This window comes from Staphylococcus taiwanensis, from assembly GCA_020544305.1.
In the GTDB taxonomy this organism is placed as follows: Bacteria; Bacillota; Bacilli; order Staphylococcales; family Staphylococcaceae; genus Staphylococcus; species Staphylococcus taiwanensis.
Genome location: CP058667.1, coordinates 1459386 through 1477727, shown reverse-complemented (window position 1 = coordinate 1477727; position 18342 = coordinate 1459386). Strand labels below are relative to the sequence as shown.

17 protein-coding genes and 2 pseudogenes are annotated in these 18342 nt (G+C 32.6%); 11 read left to right on the top strand and 8 right to left on the bottom strand.

All coding sequences use genetic code 11. The features are described from left to right. Positions 1–32 precede the first annotated feature (32 nt). From HYI43_07045 to HYI43_07010, 8 genes and pseudogenes are all read left to right on the top strand, one after another. Positions 33–1022 (top strand): aspartate-semialdehyde dehydrogenase, encoded by a 990-nt coding sequence (locus HYI43_07045; GenBank protein ID UDI78308.1) that lies wholly within the window; start codon positions 33–35, stop codon positions 1020–1022. A 1-nt stretch (position 1023) separates the two neighbouring features. Further along, on the top strand, positions 1024–1908 hold the full coding sequence (locus tag HYI43_07040) for a 4-hydroxy-tetrahydrodipicolinate synthase (protein UDI78307.1): 885 nt from the start codon (positions 1024–1026) through the stop codon (positions 1906–1908). After that, positions 1908–2633, top strand: a complete 726-nt coding sequence (locus HYI43_07035; protein ID UDI78306.1) for a 4-hydroxy-tetrahydrodipicolinate reductase — start codon at positions 1908–1910, stop codon at positions 2631–2633. The genes HYI43_07040 and HYI43_07035 overlap by 1 nt, the downstream gene beginning before the upstream one ends. A gap of 41 nt (positions 2634–2674) precedes the next feature. After that, positions 2675–3394, top strand: a complete 720-nt coding sequence (gene dapD, locus HYI43_07030; protein ID UDI78305.1) for a 2,3,4,5-tetrahydropyridine-2,6-dicarboxylate N-acetyltransferase — start codon at positions 2675–2677, stop codon at positions 3392–3394. A 276-nt stretch (positions 3395–3670) separates the two neighbouring features. Then, positions 3671–4822 carry an amidohydrolase gene (locus HYI43_07025; protein UDI78304.1) on the top strand — a complete coding sequence of 384 codons (1152 nt, stop codon included), beginning with the start codon at positions 3671–3673 and terminating at the stop codon, positions 4820–4822. Positions 4823–4828: 6 nt separating this feature from the next. Beyond that, on the top strand, positions 4829–5905 hold the full coding sequence (locus HYI43_07020) for an alanine racemase (protein ID UDI78303.1): 1077 nt from the start codon (positions 4829–4831) through the stop codon (positions 5903–5905). Between the two features lies 1 nt (position 5906). Beyond that, the gene (lysA, locus tag HYI43_07015; GenBank protein ID UDI78302.1) at positions 5907–7172 is read left to right on the top strand and encodes a diaminopimelate decarboxylase; all 1266 of its coding nucleotides are present in this window, start codon (positions 5907–5909) and stop codon (positions 7170–7172) included. A 153-nt stretch (positions 7173–7325) separates the two neighbouring features. After that, positions 7326–7554 (top strand): annotated as a pseudogene (locus HYI43_07010) (ISL3 family transposase). Positions 7555–7787: 233 nt separating this feature from the next. Here HYI43_07010 and HYI43_07005 read toward each other — a convergent pair. Then, on the bottom strand, positions 7788–7988 hold the full coding sequence (locus HYI43_07005; protein UDI78301.1) for a cold-shock protein: 201 nt from the start codon (positions 7986–7988) through the stop codon (positions 7788–7790). A 205-nt stretch (positions 7989–8193) separates the two neighbouring features. Continuing rightward, positions 8194–8502 (bottom strand): DUF1033 family protein, encoded by a 309-nt coding sequence (locus HYI43_07000; GenBank protein UDI78300.1) that lies wholly within the window; start codon positions 8500–8502, stop codon positions 8194–8196. A 164-nt stretch (positions 8503–8666) separates the two neighbouring features. Between HYI43_07000 and HYI43_06995 the strand changes: the two genes are divergently transcribed. The 3 genes from HYI43_06995 to HYI43_06985 are packed head-to-tail and all read left to right on the top strand — an operon-like array spanning position 8667 to position 10783. After that, positions 8667–8936: an acylphosphatase gene (locus HYI43_06995; protein ID UDI78299.1), complete on the top strand. Its 270-nt coding sequence runs from the start codon at positions 8667–8669 to the stop codon at positions 8934–8936. Positions 8937–8957: 21 nt separating this feature from the next. Next, entirely contained in the window at positions 8958–9584 is a 627-nt protein-coding gene (locus tag HYI43_06990) for a 5-bromo-4-chloroindolyl phosphate hydrolysis family protein (protein UDI78298.1), read from the top strand. Positions 9585–9610: 26 nt separating this feature from the next. After that, positions 9611–10783, top strand: coding sequence for a toxic anion resistance protein (locus HYI43_06985; GenBank protein UDI78297.1), 1173 nt, complete (start codon positions 9611–9613; stop codon positions 10781–10783). Between the two features lie 71 nt (positions 10784–10854). On the opposite strand, the pseudogene brnQ reads toward HYI43_06985, so the two are convergent. The 6 genes and pseudogenes from brnQ to sucB form a co-directional block, all read right to left on the bottom strand. Beyond that, positions 10855–12198, bottom strand: a pseudogene (gene brnQ / locus HYI43_06980) (branched-chain amino acid transport system II carrier protein). A gap of 128 nt (positions 12199–12326) precedes the next feature. Then, positions 12327–14216 (bottom strand): VWA domain-containing protein, encoded by a 1890-nt coding sequence (locus tag HYI43_06975; protein UDI78296.1) that lies wholly within the window; start codon positions 14214–14216, stop codon positions 12327–12329. 12 nt (positions 14217–14228) lie between these two features. Continuing rightward, positions 14229–15020: a MoxR family ATPase gene (locus HYI43_06970; protein UDI78295.1), complete on the bottom strand. Its 792-nt coding sequence runs from the start codon at positions 15018–15020 to the stop codon at positions 14229–14231. A gap of 179 nt (positions 15021–15199) precedes the next feature. Further along, positions 15200–15403 (bottom strand): hypothetical protein, encoded by a 204-nt coding sequence (locus HYI43_06965; protein UDI79282.1) that lies wholly within the window; start codon positions 15401–15403, stop codon positions 15200–15202. 30 nt (positions 15404–15433) lie between these two features. After that, on the bottom strand, positions 15434–16243 hold the full coding sequence (locus tag HYI43_06960; GenBank protein ID UDI78294.1) for a VOC family protein: 810 nt from the start codon (positions 16241–16243) through the stop codon (positions 15434–15436). 814 nt (positions 16244–17057) lie between these two features. Beyond that, positions 17058–18338, bottom strand: coding sequence for a dihydrolipoyllysine-residue succinyltransferase (gene sucB / locus HYI43_06955; GenBank protein UDI78293.1), 1281 nt, complete (start codon positions 18336–18338; stop codon positions 17058–17060). Between the last annotated feature and the right edge of the window lie 4 nt (positions 18339–18342).

Here is an 18342-nt window from a genome sequence, read left to right as displayed (position 1 = left end):
AAATTCAAACAAAAGATATTGGAGTGACTTTTATGACAAGATTAGCAGTAGTCGGAGCAACAGGATTGGTTGGAACAAAAATGTTAGAAACAATTGATCGTAAAAACATCAAGTTCGATGAATTAGTATTATTTTCATCAGCAAGATCAGCAGGCAAAGAAATTGAATTTCAAGGTCAAACTTATGTTGTACAGGAACTAACAGAAGATGCAGCAAGTGAGAAATTTGACTACGTTCTAATGAGTGCTGGCGGTGGCACAAGTGCACAATTCGCCCCAATCTTTGAAAAGGCTGGCGCAATCGTTATTGATAATTCAAGTCAATGGCGCATGACTGAGGATATTGACTTAATTGTACCTGAGGTTAATCAACCTGAATTCAAACGAGGCATTATTGCCAACCCAAACTGTTCAACAATACAATCTGTCGTTCCATTAAAAGTATTGCAAGATAAATATGGTCTTAAACGTGTAGCTTATACGACTTATCAAGCGGTTTCAGGTTCTGGGGTTAAGGGTAAAAGAGATTTAGCCGAGGGTGCAAATGGTAAAGCGCCTGAAGCCTATCCACACCCTATTTATAATAATGTGTTACCACATATCGATGTATTTTTAGAAGATGGTTACACTAAAGAAGAACAAAAAATGATTGATGAAACACGAAAAATTTTACATGAACCTGATTTACGTGTAACAGCAACTTGTGCACGTGTTCCTGTTCAAGATAGTCATAGTGTTGAAATCGACGTTACGTTAGATAAAGATGCAACAGTACAAGATATTAAAGATTTATTTGATCAAGATAATCGTGTCGTATTAGTTGATAATCCAGATAATAATGAATATCCTCAAGCAATTAATTCAACTGGTAAAGATGAAGTCTTTGTTGGACGTATTCGACGTGATGATTCATTAGATAATACATTCCATGTATGGTGTACATCTGACAATTTATTAAAAGGAGCAGCATTAAATGCTGTGCAAGTATTAGAGCAAGTAATCAATTTAAAAGGAGCTAGATAATATGCCACATTTATTCGAAGGTGTAGGTGTAGCACTTGCTACCCCATTTACAAATAATGAAGTTGATTATAACGCATTAAAAAGACATGTAGATTTCTTATTAGATAATAATGTACAAGCGATTATTGTTAATGGAACAACAGCTGAAAGCCCTACGTTAACTGAAGATGAAAAAGAAAGTGTTTTAGAAGCTGTAGTTAAACAAGTTAATCATCAAGTTACGATTATTGCTGGTACAGGTACAAATAATACTACGAAATCAATTGAAGCGTCATTACGTGCGAAAGAATTAGGTGCAGATGCAATTATGTTGATTACACCTTACTATAATAAAACAAATCAAAGAGGATTAATTAAACATTTCGAAACAATTGCGAATGAAGTGAAATTACCAGTAGTGCTTTACAATGTTCCTTCTCGTACTAACATGACCATTAACCCTGAGACAGTTGAAACGTTAAGTCATAATCAATACATTGTTGCCATAAAAGATGCTACTAATGATTTCGAATATTATGGAGAAGTAAAAAAACGTATTAATCAAGATGAATTTGCACTCTATAGTGGTAATGATGATAATGTTGTAGAGTTCTTTAATCGAGGTGGCAATGGCGTTATTTCAGTAATTGCAAATGTGATTCCTAAAGAATTCCAGGATTTATATGATGCTAAACAAAGTGGACAAGATATTTCAACAGCTTTCAAACCTATTGGTACCCTATTAGATGCATTATCAGTGGATGTTAATCCTATTCCTATTAAAGCGTTAACAAGTCATTTAGGTTTTGGGGAATATGAATTACGATTACCACTGCTTCCACTAGAAGATGCAGATGCTAAAGTTTTAATTAAAGCTTATGACCAATTTAAAGCAGGTGAACATTAATGAAGATTTTATTAATTGGTTATGGTGCAATGAACCAACGTGTTGCTCGTCTGGCGGAAGAAAAAGGACATGAAATCATTGGTGTAATTGAACCGGAACATAAAGAAGCAACACCCTATCCCCACTTTGATCACATTGCAGATGCACAAAGTGAAGCGGATGTGGCGATTGATTTCTCTAATCCTAATTTGTTGTTCCCATTACTTGACGAAGATTTCAAGTTGCCATTAGTTATAGCTACAACTGGTGAAAAAGATAAATTGATTGAAAAATTAAATGAATTAGATCGCGAAATGCCTGTCTTCTTTAGTGCAAATATGAGTTATGGTGTACATGCTTTAACTAAAATTTTAGAAGCGGCTGTTCCACTTCTACAAGATTTTGATATTGAGTTGACTGAAGCACATCATAATAAAAAAGTAGATGCGCCAAGTGGAACACTTGTTAAATTATATGATGTCATTAAAGAATTACGCCAGAATATTACACCAGTATATGACAGACATGACCGCACTGAACAACGCACTAAAGACGAAGTTGGAATTCATTCCGTTCGAGGTGGAACAATCGTCGGTGAACATGATGTACTATTTGCAGGTACAGATGAAACAATAACTATTTCTCATAAAGCACAGTCAAAAGATATTTTCGCTAATGGAGCAATCACTGCTGCTGAGAAATTACTTAACCAATCAAATGGTTATTATACATTTGATAATTTATAAATTAGAAAATTTCTATCTATTAATAAGGAGAGACTTAAATTATGGTACAACACTTATCAGCTGAAGAGATCATCCAATATATTAGTGATGCGAAAAAATCAACACCTTTAAAAGTATATGTTAATGGACATTTTGATGGTGTTACATTCCCAGACACTTTCAAAGTATTTGGTTCTGAAGAATCTAAAGTTATATTTTGTGAAGCAGATGATTGGAAACCCTTCTATGAAGCAAATCAAAATGCGATAACTGAACTTGAAATTGAAATGGATCGTCGTAATTCTGCCATTCCACTTAAAGATTTAACTAATACAAATGCACGAATTGAACCAGGCGCATTTATTCGTGAACAAGCAATTATTGAAGATGGTGCTGTTGTCATGATGGGTGCAACAATTAACATTGGTGCTGTTGTTGGTGAAGGTACAATGATTGATATGAATGCGACTTTAGGTGGTCGTGCTACAACTGGTAAGAATGTACATGTGGGTGCCGGTGCTGTTTTAGCAGGTGTGATTGAGCCCCCTAGTGCCTCTCCTGTAGTTATTGATGATAATGTACTAATTGGTGCCAACGCAGTCATTCTTGAAGGTGTGCATGTTGGTGAAGGTGCGATTGTCGCAGCGGGCGCGATTGTTACTCAAGATGTGCCAGCAGGTGCTGTCGTTGCAGGTACGCCAGCTAAAGTTATTAAACAAACTTCGGAAGTTGAAGATTCTAAACGTGAAATTATTTCAGCATTAAGAAAATTAAATGACTAATGATATGCGTATTTAATAAGTGGCTGTGACGAAACTTACTATTATATAGCTACACTGCCATTTCACTGTAGCTGACTGAACTGAGAAGGCGCTTAATACAAGCTCTTCTCAGTTTTAGTTATTTACGGTGGTCTAGTTCTAGAATAATGAATCATTCTACCCTTTCACCCTCAAATGGGAACAATATTTTAAATTAAAGTCAGCTCATACATAGAAAGATGAAATAAGTTACAATATTAATAAGAAGATAATAAAAGTTAACAAAGGACTGATACGATGAGTGAATTAGAGTTTGTAACTAAACATAGAAGACATTTACATCAACATCCGGAATTAAGTTTACATGAATTTGAAACTACAAAGTATATTACACAGTTTCTTGATGAATTAGGCATATCATACGAGCGCCCTCTTGAAACTGGTGCAATTGCTTACTTAAAAGGAAATAGCGATCATACAATTGCTTTTCGTGCAGATATTGATGCGTTGCCTATTTTCGAAGAGAACGAAGTGGAATATCGAAGCCAAACGGACAATGTTATGCACGCATGTGGTCACGACGGACATACGACGGCACTCATGCTATTTGTTAAACGATGCAAGGAAATGTTTGATAAAGGAACACTGCCACACAATGTTGTTTTTATCTTCCAACCTGCCGAAGAAACTGGGGGCGGTGCCAATCGTCTAATCAAAGCTGGTGCTTTTAATAACTATCCTATTGAAGCTGTGTTTGGCGTTCACGTAAACCCTTTTGCAGATGAAGGACAAGTTGTTATTCGTGATGAAGAAATTACAGCTAGTGCCACTGAATATCGTTTCTTTTTAAAAGGATTATCAAGTCATGTCGCAGATAAAGAACAAGGTCACTCTTGTGGTGAAGCTATGTTACTTGTGTTAAATCAAGTTGGTCAAATTCAACAGTATCATCTTAATGGTTTAAAACGTAATATTGTTCATATGGGCCATTTCGAGGCCGGTGAAGCTATAAATACAGTAGCTAGCCACGGATATTTAGAAGGTACAATTAGAACGTATGATCCAAATGATTTGAATGTAGTTAAAACTCAAATGCATAAAATTGCTGAAAGTGTAAGCTTATTATTTAATGTGGATTGTGAAGTGAAATTTGAAGAAGGCTATCCACCTACGATGAATAGTCCTAAACTACGTGCAAGTGTAGAACAAGCAATTAATGCTGCGAATTTAGAAGTAATAGATAAACCCCTACCATTCTTATTTGGTGAAGACTTTAGTTTCTATGGCCAACAACTTGCGCCTGCTTACTTTGCATTTGTAGGTACACGAAATGAAGACAAAGGTTTTGTAACTGGACTTCATACGTCTCATCTTAATTTTGATGAAAAAGTATTAATCTATGTGGCAAATTATTATGAACAATTATTAATGCATTATGGAGAGGAGTAATTCACATTGACAGCAATATGGTCCGTCGATAAAGAAGCGTTTTTACAAAATGCTATTCAAGTTAAAAATGATAATTCAATTATGGCTGTGGTGAAGAACAACGCTTATCATTATGGTTTGGAGTTTGCTGTTACTTCTTTCTTAAAAGCTGGAATTAATACTTTCAGTACTACCTCTTTAAAAGAAGCCATTAAAGTACGAGAAATAGCACCTGATGCCACTATTTTCTTGATGAACGCTGTTTATGATTTTGAAAAAGTAAGACATTATCAAATTCAAATGACACTACCGTCATTAGCCTATTATTATAAATATAAGAATGATTTAAGTGGTATCAAAGTACATTTAGAATTTGAAAACTTACTTCATCGTTCTGGATTTAAAACATTAGAAGAAATTAAAGAAGTACTCAACGATCATCATAATAACTCAAATGAAGACAAAATGATTATTAGTGGCTTATCGACACACTTTGGTTACGCAGATGAATTTGATGTTCCAGAGTATGGTGTAGAACGAGAGGCTTGGATAAATGTGGTGAATGCATTGTTAAAAGATGGTTATCAATTTGATTTCATTCATGCGCAAAATAGTGCAAGTTATTATCGAGAAGGTCAAATACTTCTACCACATCATACCCATGCGCGTGTAGGCATTGCTTTATATGGTTCTCGTCCTTATAGTCTATTAGATGAAAATAGTATTAAGCAATCACTGACTGTTAAAGGTAATGTCATTCAAGTGCGTGAAGTGAATGCAGGAGATTATTGTGGTTATAGTTTCGCATTTGAAGCGACTCGTGATCACACACGATTAGCAGTTGTAGACATCGGTTATGGTGATGGCATTCTTAAATCAAGAGCTAAACATGAAGCGTTAATTAATGGTAAACGTTATCCCATACGTACTTTGATGATGAGTCATATGTTTGTCGAAGTTGATGATGAAGTCGATGCACAAGATGAAGTGATATTATATAATAACGATATACGCATTGATGAATATACATTCAAAGGTGTAGGCGCTAACTCAGAACAACTTAGTGCGATGAATCATGATTCTCTCATAAAGGAGTATAGATAAAATGGCAGTAAAATATAATGATTATGGTGAATTAACAATGGCAGGTACGAGTTTAAAGACACTTGCACAAAGCTTTGGTACCCCTACAATTGTTTATGATGAAGATGAAATCCGCAATCAAATGCGCAGATACCATAAAGCTTTTCAAAAAAGCGGTTTAAAATATAATATTTCTTATGCTTCTAAAGCATTTACTTGTATACAAATGGTTAAATTAGTACAAGAAGAAGACTTACAATTAGACGTTGTGTCTGAGGGAGAATTATATACAGCATTAGAGGCAAAATTTGATCCTAGTAAAATTCACTTCCATGGTAATAATAAAACAAAACATGAAATTCAATATGCTTTAGAAAATGGCGTTGGGTATTTCGTCATCGATTCACTTGAAGAAATTGAATTAATCGATAAATACGCAAGTGATACGGTGAATGTAGTCATACGTGTTAACCCAGGCGTTGAAGCGCATACACATGAGTTTATTCAAACAGGACAAGAAGATAGTAAATTTGGTTTGTCTATCCGTTATGGTTTAGCGATTGAAGCGGTTAATAAAGTACGTGATTCTAAACGATTGCATTTAAAAGGTGTTCATTTCCATATTGGTTCTCAAATTGAAGGCACTGAAGCAATGATTGAGACGGCTAAGATTGTATTAAAATGGCTACATGAAAATGATATTCAAATCGAATTACTTAACTTAGGTGGAGGTTTCGGTATCAAATATGTAGAGGGAGATGTAAGTTTCCCTATTGAGGAAGGCATCGCAGAAATAACTAACGCAATTAAAGTGGAAACTGAACGTTTAAATTATGAAGTGCCAGAAATAGGTATTGAACCTGGTCGTTCAATCGTTGGTGAAGCTGGTATAACATTATATGAAGTTGGCACTATTAAAGAAATTCCTAATGTGAATAAATATGTATCTATTGATGGCGGTATGAGTGATCATATTAGAACAGCTTTATACGATGCCAAATATCAAGCTTTATTAGTGAATCGTCATGAAGAAGCTAATGATACGGTAACGATTGCTGGTAAATTATGTGAATCAGGCGATATTATTATTCGCAATGCGAAATTACCTTCTTCTGTTAAACGTGGCGATTATTTAGCAATTTTATCTACAGGTGCTTACCACTATTCTATGGCATCAAATTATAATCAAATGCAGAAACCACCTGTGTTTTTCTTAAAAGATGGTAAAGCACGTGAAGTTATTAAACGCCAATCATTACGTCAATTGATTATTAACGATACTAAATAACAATTACCAATTTTAAAAATAATAGCTCTATAATAAATTGGACTGAGGACAAAATTCATCAGTCCAATTTTTATGTTTTGAATACAAAAATAGCGCAATTACCTCTATAATTATTAGCTACCAAACACAATAAAAAAGAAAGGTAATGCGCCTATGTGTAATTCTATATTAAATACATTAAAAGTTAAAGATAAAATCTATATTTTCAGACGAAGTGACTGAGAAAAAACATAAAGGACGAATGAGCATGTTTTACTTTGCCGAGCTCACTTATCAACCTACACATTGTGAAAATTGTTTAACTAAAAATGAAAATTTCTCTATAGTAAAAAATGGTAAGAAAACATCAACGATTATTTTACTTAAAATTATAGAAATGCCCGCTTAATTATAGAAATTATGATAATTTACGTAATCGAATTATTATAACTTCGCAACTATTTGCCTCAAACACAAAATAAGAGATTAAACAACGAAAGGTTGCTTAATCTCAATATTAGGACTCATCAGTCCGATTTGACGTAGAGCCAAAAGTAATCCTATCTTTTAGAATCAAAAAAAACACCCTACATCTTGGTAAGGTGTTACTAAAGTCAATATTTAACAATCTATTTATTATAGTTTTACAACGTTTGCAGCTTGAGGACCGCGGTCGCCTTCAACTACTTCAAATTCAACTGATTGACCTTCTTCTAATGATTTGTAACCATCTTGGTTAATTGCTGAGAAGTGTACGAATACGTCGTTTTCACCTTCAACTTCGATAAAACCAAAACCTTTTTCAGCGTTAAACCATTTAACTGTACCTTGTTTCATAATTCTGAAACCTCCAAGACTAAAATTCATTCAATATGCGTTATTCGCATATTACAAAAAATACATGTGACAATTATGTATCAATAACAGTGTGCTATAAATAACTCTTACAGATATTCTTTGCAATATGGAATAAAACTATTGCTTAAACCCAATTATATGTTAATTCTTACTAAATTGCAATACAATTATAGAAAATTACCTTTTAATTAATTATTGGTAGATTATAATAAACTTCTTTATTATTTAATACAATAAAACTATAAAATATTTGTAAATCTTCATCGCAATCTTCACAAAAATTTAAATCACAATTATTATAAAAAGCGTGAATATTGTACTTTCCTACAACATAATTATCATAAAAACGTTTACTTTTATTAATTAAATTTCTATAGTTATCAAGCATTTCATCATAGTTGTCAAACTGATGTTGTTCTATAATCTTATCTGTCCAGTCGCTAAATAACCACCATCCCTCGTAGTCAGCTCGAATCTTTGCAACTGTCCACATACATATTTCCCCTCTCAATTTAGCCTATAAATATTATTTTAACTTTTTTACATTTGAATTCAAGTTTAATGGCTCATACTTTTGACCGATAAGACAACCTTTTCAATAGTAAATATTAGTTTTTTAGTATAAAACTTCGTATAATATAAATAAGAGGTGATACTATGCAACTTAAACATTTACAAGTTTTTGGTACGGTTCAGGGTGTAGGTTTCCGTTATTATACACAAAGATTAGCAAATCAATATCATATTGTAGGAACAGTACAAAATGTTGAAGATTATGTGGAGATATATGCTCAAGGTGAGAACAAGGATTTAGAGCAATTTATCAATGCAGTCATTAATGGTGCATCACCTGCTTCTTCAGTAAATGATTATAAAATTGAAGATTTAGAAACTAGTAATCAATATACAGAATTCAAATCGATTTAATTATATAAAGGAAGATGTAATTTGAGATATAATATTTCTCGACTATTAGGCGTTATTGTAGGTATTCCAATAGCTATTATCTCATGGACGATTAGTGTCTTTGGTTTTGATCTCTCGTTCATCATTGATGGTTTAGTAGGTATTGGGATGTTTTTTATATCATACTTCCCTACTCAGAGATTGACGTCTAAAAAGTACTTGACTGAAATTGGATTGTCACGTAGAGATTATCGTTTTGTTAGAAATCAACTAAACCAATCACAAGATAAAATTAGAAATTTGCTAAAGTCGTTTGTTAATGTAAGATCTTTAAAAGATTTTCGACAAATTAATGATATATACAGAATTTCTAAATCAATTCATTTTGCAGTTAAACAAAGACCGGCTTTATTCTTCAAGGTTGAAAGTTTCTTTTACTCTCATATTGATAATGCATTAAACTTAATTGATTCCTATACTCGTTTGGCTAAAATGCCTAAAAAGACTTATGAAGAGAAACAAAAATTAGAGCAAACGCGAATCACTTTAGATGAAGTGAAACGTACTTTAATTGCTGATTTAAAGCGAATCAATGAAGATGATTATGAGCGATTAGATATGGAAATGGAACTTAATCGACTTGAGCAAAAGCGTCATAAAGATATTTAATTTAAAGAAATGGAGCGAATTTTTAAATGACTCGACAAGAACAATTTAACAACTCACATCCATTAGATGACTATATAGAACAACAAAGTCTTAAAGATTTAAATCATAATGGTAGTAATATGAACCTTACGCAACAAAATACCGTTGTTGAGGATTTTGAACATCAGTTTTCAGAAAAAGAATTAGAGAAAATAGACACTATAAGTAAACAAATTAAACCTTTAGATAATGAAGGTTTATTATCATTTGGCTCACATTTACAAGAAAATATGTCACAGTTTTCTCATCGAATGTTAGATGAAGTTCAAACCAAAGATGTTGGTCATGTTGGTGACTCACTAAATCAATTGATGTCTAAACTTAAAGCTGTAAATCCTGATGAATTAAATCCAGAAAAGCAGTCTAGATTAAAACGTTTATTTAAAAGAACAAAAGCTTCAATTAATGAAGTGTTCTCTAGAATGCAGTCTGTTAGCTCTCAAGTAGATCGCATTACGATTCAATTGGAAAAACATAAGCGTAACTTATCTAAAGATATACAATTACTTGATGGATTGTATGAGCAAAATAAAAATTATTTTGATGATGTGAATTTATATATAGCTGCTGCGAAACGTAGAAAGCAAAGTTTGCAAACCAATGATATTCCAAAATTACAACAACAAGCGGAACAATCTGGCAATCAAATGGATATCCAATCCGTAGCTGATATGGAACAATTTGTTGATCGTTTAGATAAACGTATTTATGATTTGCAGTTATCGCGTCAAATTGCAATTCAAACTGCTCCCCAAATACGTATGATTCAAAATGTAAATCAAGCTTTGGCTGAAAAAATTCAAAGTTCTATTTTAACTAGTATTCCACTTTGGAAAAATCAAATGGCTATTGCCCTAACATTAATGAGACAACGTAATGCAGTTACAGCTCAACGTGCAGTAACAGATACAACAAATGATTTGTTAACTCAAAATGCATCTATGTTAAAACAAAATGCAATTGAAACAGCCACAGAAAACGAACGTGGCATTGTTGATATTGAAACGTTAAAAACAACTCAAAATGACATCATTGAGACAATAGAACAAACGTTACAAATTCAACAAAATGGACGTCAAAAACGTCAAGAGGCAGAAAAAGAATTGGTTGGTTTAGAAAATGAATTAAAGCAACATCTTCTGTCAATGAAAAAAGAATAATTATACGAAAAAAGCACATCGCTCCCACTGGCCTGATGTGCTTTTATTATTATATTTGTAATAAATCCATATTATTCTTTTTGATAGACGATATGATTTTGTTTAACAAATTTAGCTACAATATAACCAATAATTGTTGCTATCGCAGCGATTGGCAACCATTCTAAAGAATATTGTTTTAAAGGTAAAGCATCAATAAAAGGCATTTTTACCCACCCATTAGTACTAATAACACTGAGTATTGAAACAATACTAACTACAATGAGTGGAATTTGTTGAGCAATAGGTTTCGTCGGAATAAAACGAGCAATTAAAATAAGTAATACCATTGTAATGGCTACTGGATAAATAATACTTAATACGGGAACCGACATGCCAATGACTGAGTTTAATCCTAAATTTGCTAAAATAAAGCTAATTACAGTAAAGAATATTGTATATATTTTATATGAAATTTTAGGAAATACACGATGAAAATATTGACTCACAGATACAATTAGACCACAAGCGGTAGTTAAACAAGCTAACGCGACAATAATTCCTAATAAGTATTTTCCAAAGAGACCAAAGCCACTCGCAGCCATCGTTGTTAAGAGATAAACCCCTACATTTTGGTTGTTGTTTGCTAATTCTTTTAAAGTGTTATTAGATAAATACATATGATTGCCAATATAACCTAATGAAACATATATAAAGACTAAAGCTACTGCTGCTATTAGGCCTGCCATCACGGTCTGTTTAAAAATTTGATTAGCATGTTTAACCCCTGTAGCTTTAATAGCGTTAACCACAATCATTGAGAAAGCAATCGCTGCAATTGCATCCATGGTCAAGTAGCCATCTGTAAAACCTTTTGAAAAGCTTCCAACAGTTGAACTATAGGCATCAGGATTGCCATGTGACGCTTTATTACCACTATAATCTACAAAGCCTTTTATAATCATTGCCAAGATTGTAATCAAAAGTAATGGCGTCAACAATGATCCGATTCGGTCGACAATTTTGCCAGGATTAATACATAAATACAACACAACTAAAAAATAAATTAAGGTAAAAATAAATAATGCCACATTACTATTTGTATGCGCAATTGGCGTAATTGTCATTTCGAATGAAGTTGAAGCTGTTCTTGGAATCGCAAATAATGGTCCAATCGTCAAGTAGATTATAACTAAAAAGACAATTTAAAATTTAGGAGAAATTTTATTTAGTGAACCAACATAACCTTGTTTATCAAGTGCGCCAACAATGACACCTAGTAAAGGTAAACCAATTCCTGTTAAACAAAATGCGATTACTGCTGGCCAAAAGTATTGCCCACTATCTTGACCTAAATTTGGTGGAAAAATCAGATTACCTGCCCCAAAAAACATGGCAAACAAAGTGAATCCAACTATCCATGTATTCTTATTCATAGAATTGCTCCTTTTTATGTATATGTTTGCAATAGTTAACATTCTAGCATAAAAAGGATTTACAAGTCTATGCAATTTCAGAAAATTTAAAAAGTTGATTTAAATTAAAATACAATAATATCTATAAATTAAAATGATTTTAAAAGTAATTTTTTCAATAAAGGAGATAAATGACTTGGTAAGTTTTCAACACCTTCAACGAATAGTGCGTATTGACCATATATATTATGGATGGTTTGTTCAATATCTTCAGTAATAGCATCTTGACTTAAAAAGACGTTAAACACTTCTATACCATACTTTCTTGCCATTTCTACAGCTTCGTAAGTATCTAAAATACCATCTTGTGCATAATTATATGCTGAGGGTTCTCCATCTGAAAAAACAATTAAAAAGCGTTGGTTATGACTTCTTCTTAACAAACGTTCGCTTGCGATGCGTATAGCTACACCGTCACGATTGTCATCTTGAGGATGCAATGCCATAATACGTGGGCCACTTTTTTCCATTGTAGAATAATCGTAATGAACGATTTCATCAATTATATTTGGTTGTTTATGATCATCAGAATCAAAAGCGTCTTCGTTGAATGCTAATATTTCATGTTTAACATTTAATGATTTCAATGTTTCATGGAATAATACAACACCTTTGATGGTTTCTTCCATTTTATCAAACATGCTTGCAGAGGCATCGATTAATAAAGTGAAAGTGGCATCAAACGTTTTACTTAAATCTTGTTTTTTATAGAACAATTTGTATTGATCATCAATAAACCAATTTGTTAAATCGCGTTGCAAGCGTCCTTTTGTTAAATTATGACGCTCATCCACATGCTCTCGATCAATCGTTTTCTTGATAATTTGAATTAAATCTTTTGTTTCTAATTGGACGTCTTTTTTCATATTTTGATATTCAGGGATATATTCTGGTTCTATGTCAGGCACTTTCCAGTCGATTTCGACATTTTCATTAATACCTTTAAGTGCAAATGACGTATTTTGACCTATTGAGCCGCCTTCATCATTATCTAATGTACTATCCGAACCACGCCCTTTTTTCGTCATCATATCAGTCATATCATCCGTAGAATCACCTTCACGTGCAGTGTCGTTATCGCTTATAACTTCACTGTTTTCACCTTCGTGTAATTCCATTTCAAGATAGGCGCCGCCTTCTGATTTACTATCTTGGGCGTTAGTTTCTGCTTCTGCTGATTCTGTGTCAGTGTCTTCTGATGTATTATCTTGCCCATCAACATTACTCGCATCAGTACGTTTTAGATCTTCAAACGACATTTCATGAATTGCTTCATATACTCTACGTGGAAGATGATAGTATTCATTTAACATATCTTTGTTTAACATATCATCAATTTGGAACATAATTCGTTGAGCTAGATACATATTATCTTCAGAAGTTTCATTTTGGAAAAAGTTTGGCAAATATTGAAACATATTGTTCAAAATATCATCTAATTGCGCATGCATCGTCGGTATATCAAAGAAATTTTGACTTAAAAATGCACGTTCTAAGTATAAAAACAATAAATCTGTATAAACAGTCTTCGTTTTATAAAATTTAATTTGTGATTCAGTATATGCCAAACGCGTTTGTAAACGTAAATCAATGAGCTTAGCTGTACTTGGACGTTCATTACGAATATGGTTAAATACGCGCATATCCTCAAGTAATCTAAAAAGTTGATGATAAAATTTAGGATGTTCAAATTCTTTCTCATGAAGTACCTCATTGACAATGGATTCATCCATCATTTGGTAACCATAAGCTGCTAATAAGACATCTGTTTTTAAGCCTGCATTTTCAACATGTGATGGACGATGAGACCAGAACCAACTCGTAATCAAAGTATTATTGATGGGATCATAATAAGGGAATTTTTGTATCTTAACTTGTGTTTGTTCGTTTTTTAGTAGCAAACGTGCTAAGTCTTGTAGCATCATGACTTGTTTAGCATCTAATTGCTCGTCATTGAATTTGATAAAACGATCACTCATATTAATCCCTCGCTAAAAGTTTAATTCTATTGCATTTTTAATCGCTTGTTGTTCACGTTCGTCTTCTAATTTATCAATAATTGTACGTTGAATCGCACGTTCGATTGGCATAACTGTGATTAAATCACTTAAGTCAATTAAAGCACGAATACTTGCAGCCTCTTCAGATATTTGTCCCTGTTTAGACATTGTACGTAAGTCTTCATTGAATTTAATGATTTGTGCGATGATTTTGTCGTCTTGTAGCTTACTTTGCTGTTTGATAACTTCTTTTAAAATGTCACCATCAATGTAATCAACTTGAATCACAACAAAACGGTTTTTTAAAGCTTCATTCATTGGTAAAGTCCCTACGTATCCTTCGTTGATGGCAGCAATAACGTTAAATCCTGGAGCAGCTTTTACCACTTCACCTGTAAAAGGATTAGTTAACTGGCGACGATAGTCTAATACACCATTTAAGATAGGTAAAGTCTCTGGCTTTGCCATGTTGATTTCATCGATATATAAAATATGGCCTTCACGCATTGCTTTAATAACTGGACCATCAATAAAAACAATTTCTTGTTGTCCTTGTTCATTCGTTTTAATTGTCTTGAATCCTAATAAACTTTCGGCATCTAGGTCAACTGAACAGTTAACCTGATGCATAGGGGTATTAACCGTTTGGCTAAGTGTTTCTGCTAATTTTGTCTTACCAGAACCTGTAGGCCCTTTTAATAAGATATTTTTATTTAAATTAAATAACGCTTGGGCATCATTGAATACTGATTCATCTGAATTGATATATTGATTATGTGCCATTTATTTATATGTCGCTCCTTTTTTGAAAAAATGAAAAATAGACCAAGAGTTTAAATTGAAACGTATTAATCGAACTAAAAAGAATAATAGCTCAATTAATGTAATTAGCAATTTATAACCCTTAAGTCTTATAAGTGATAATTTGATAGAGATGTACAAAAAGAAGTAGTAAATTAAAATTATACTTCTTTAAAATAATCTTTATAATAGCCACCAACTAAACCAGAATTATCAATAATTTGATAGTACTCTTCAGTTTCATTGATAACATCATATTGTTTACCAACAGTTAACATATCAGAAACTGTAAATTTTTTAGCATCTGTATTCGTAACTTCTACTTTTTTAATTGGTGTTCTTTCTTTCCATGTTTCATGTAACATAGCCATTTTAATATTCCTCCAATAATATAATTATTTATTATCCAAAGTATAAATGAATGAAATCCCGCTATTTTCAGTGATACGCAATGATTTAGAGTCGCCTTGATCCAATGTTTGATAAGGAATTCCGATTTCATCTAACGCTTGTTGAGCTTTAGAAAATGCTTCAGTTGAGTTTGCACTAAATTCAACTTGTTCAACGATTGCATCCTCTTTTAATTCAACAGCCTCATCAGGTTGATAAAGATGAATCTCCCCACCTAAACCACCTTCGCCAATTCTGAATACTTGAATGACTTGTTCAGGAAATTCAGTAGATTCATATTCAGCATAGTGTGTTAAGTTAAATACATTTTTGAAAATAGAAGCCGTTACAGGTAATTCATTAACTTTTATAATTACAGGTCCCAGTCCTTGAACTTGATGAAGCGGATTTACAGAACTTTCAAATGTAGGTGTTCCTAAACTCACACCTGTATTATGTTCATTTGAATAAATATCGAATATTTGATGATTATCATCTTTAAAGTTGAAATGTTTATTACCGTTTAGTTCGGTAATATCACTATATTCAATTTGATTTTCTTGTAAAATAGTTTGATATTCTTCTAATCCCGCATCACTTGGTGTTCTTAATCCAACACTAGCGATATGTTGGTTTTCATATTCAGTATTTGGCACTTCAACAAAATGAATTCGAGTACCTGGACTTAAATCGGCATCACCAAAACGTAAAGCTTGGTTTTTGGATGCTACGTTTAATCCTAGAATATCTTTAAATAATTTCTGTGATTTAGAAAGATCGCTTGTCCCTATTGTGACACTTCTAAGTCCACTCATGTATTGACACCCCTAATATTTGTCTTTTCTTAAATATTATAACGTATTTTGAATACGATTTATATGATGAACTATTGGGCATGCACAGTTTTAAAATAAGATAAGTTTACGAATGATATAAAATACACTTTGTAATATATACGTATTTATAATTTTATTATTAATATATCAATAATTTAACTAACCCCTCCCCTATCCTTTTATTTATTGAAAGGGGGACGTGATAATTCTTATTTATCTAATGATTTAATCTCACTTAACATTTTAATATAGTTCGTATTTTGCGAAAAGTGCTATTTAAGATGTTATTAATAAAATTATTAATCACATAATAAAGCTAATATTATTTACGGATTAACTATTTATTATCTACATTAGTTAGTTTGATGATAATAGAATTTATTGGTTAATGTTAATTAGTTTACATTTTCAATAGCAGGTTTGCGTTTTATTTTACCTAACGTTATTTATTAGGCCGTGTATGTTAAAATCCGTTTTAAAAATATTAGCCTCTATCTAAGTCAGTTTGCAATGTATTTCATTTTTGTACAATGAAATTGATTTAAAGCGTTTCTAAAGAATGCTTTTAAAACTGGGTTTGTTTATTGAAGTGAATCTCAAAATATCATGTCACAAACTAAATACTTAATAAACAGAATGCGAGAGTTAGGTTGATACTCTTTAAAGTACGTATACAACACTTAGTCTTCTATCTCGTCTATAATATTGAAAAAGCTAACAAAGCCATATTTACTTTGGCTTTGTTAGCTTTTATACAAATAACAATAATATATGAGGTTTTATTCCTTTAGGATTAGCTTTCTAGTAATAAATCTTCAGGACTTTCAATTAATTCTTTAATTGTTTTTAAGAATCCTACTGCTTCTTTACCATCGATGATTCTATGGTCATAGCTTAATGCGATATACATCATAGGTCTATTCTCAATTGTATCTTTATCAATCGCAATTGGACGAGTAATAATTGAATGCATACCAAGAATAGCAGCTTGGTTACCATTAATGATTGGTGTACTCATCATTGAGCCAAATACACCGCCGTTAGTGATTGTGAATGAACCGTTTACCATGTCATCTAAACCTAGTTTCTTATCACGTGCTTTAACAGCTAAGTCAGCAATAGCTCTTTCAAGTTCAGCAAAGTTTTTCTTGTCACAATCTCTTACAAATGGAACTAATAAGCCATCGTCAGTAGAAACCGCAACACCGATATCATAATATTGTTTAGTAATCATGTCATCGCCGTCAATTTCAGCGTTTACTTCTGGATATTTTTTCAATGCAGCTACAGCAGCTTTAGTAAAGAATGACATGAAACCTAATTTAGTTCCATCATGATCTTTAATAAATTGTTCTTTTTTACGTTTACGTAATTCCATAACATTTGTCATGTCAACTTCGTTGAAAGTGGTTAACATTGCTGTGTTATTAGAGACTTCTAATAATTTTTTAGCAGCTGTTTTCTTTCTACGTGACATTTTTTCACGAATAACTGGTTTATTAGGTGCAGTTGAAGATTTTTTAGATTCTTGTTTATTTGATTCGTTTGATTGTTTAGATGATTGTGATTGGCTAGGTTTTTGACTATTTTCTACATCTTCTTTACGTAAAACGTCATTACCTTTTCCAGATACTGAACTTAAGTCAACGCCGTTTTCACGCGCGTGACGTCGTGCTGATGGAGTTGCATTTACGCGTTGTTGATTAGAAGTATCTTCAGATTTTGTGGCATCCTCTTGGCTATCGTCTGAAGATTTAGAAGCATCTTCTTTTTCTTCTAAATTATTAGCGTCAGATTTAGCACTAGCGTCCTCTTGGTTACTTGATGATGCATTGCCGCTGCCTTCACCAACAGTTGCAATTACTTGACCAACTTCAACAGTGTCACCTTCAGAAGCTAATTGTTCTTGTAGAACACCTTCTTCTTCAGATACAACTTCAACATTAACTTTATCTGTTTCTAATTCAAGGATAGCTTCACCTTTTTCGACGCAATCTCCCACATTTTTTAACCATTCTGCAATGGTACCTTCTGTTATAGATTCTGCTAATTCTGGAACTTTTACCTCTGGCATGATA